The following is a 771-nucleotide window of genomic DNA, read 5'->3' as shown; positions in this document are numbered from 1 at the left end:
TGCCCAGGGGGCGATCGGCGCGTCCTGGCCGGTCTGCGCGAGCGGGTCAGTCGGGCCGCCGGGAGTCGCCGGGCCGCCCGTGCTCGGGGCCGTGGTCCCCGGGGTCTCGGTGCCGGTCGGGGGCACGCTCGTCGTGGGCGGGGCCGTGGTCGGCGGCGTGGTGGTGGGCGGGGTCGTCGTGGGCGGCGTGGTCGTCGGCGGCGTGGTCACCTCGACCTCAACCGAGCCGATGTCCGCGCGGGGGCCCTGCGGGCGGCTGATGCCCCGCTGATCGGGGGCCAGATCCGAGCCGGACTCCCCGGCGTCGATGAGCGGGCTCCCGGCGGCGGGCAGCACGGTCTGGGTGGGACCGCCGTTGTTCGCCAGGGTGCCGAGCTTGAGGTCCGCCGAGCTCGCGACGATCACGTCGTCCGTGCCCTCGATGAGGGGGTACCCCTGTCCGGAATCCTCGACATAGGCGCTCCGGGTGGAGCGGGCGACCACGGTGACCTCTGGATCATCAGCTGCGGTATCGATGCCCGCGGCGCGAGCGGGCATTGGTTGATCGACCGGGGGCTGCCCGGCCGCGTCGATGACCGTGTCCCGCATCTCGAAGACGACCGCGTCGACCCAGGACCCGACCTGCACCGAGGCTCCGAGAACCGTGACGTGGTCGAAGACGGCGCGGGAGCTCGGGTTGGTCAGGTTCAACACGAGGTGACCCTGCGTCTCGGGGGATACGAGGCCGACGAAGGTGCTGTTTGCGACATCGAAGCTCGTCGTCATCGGCTC

1 protein-coding gene is annotated in these 771 nt (G+C 72.6%); it reads right to left on the bottom strand.

Going from position 1 to position 771, the window contains the following annotated elements:
- Positions 1–771, bottom strand: a 771-nt coding sequence (locus OOT08_RS02460) for a choice-of-anchor Q domain-containing protein (RefSeq protein ID WP_325090963.1), incomplete at both ends; no start/stop codon positions are given.

The sequence above is a fragment of the Leucobacter sp. M11 genome (assembly GCF_035726885.1).
GTDB lineage: Bacteria > Actinomycetota > Actinomycetes > Actinomycetales > Microbacteriaceae > JAPFRB01.
Note: the sequence above shows the minus strand (reverse complement) of the source record. Positions and strands in the feature narration are given on the sequence as shown.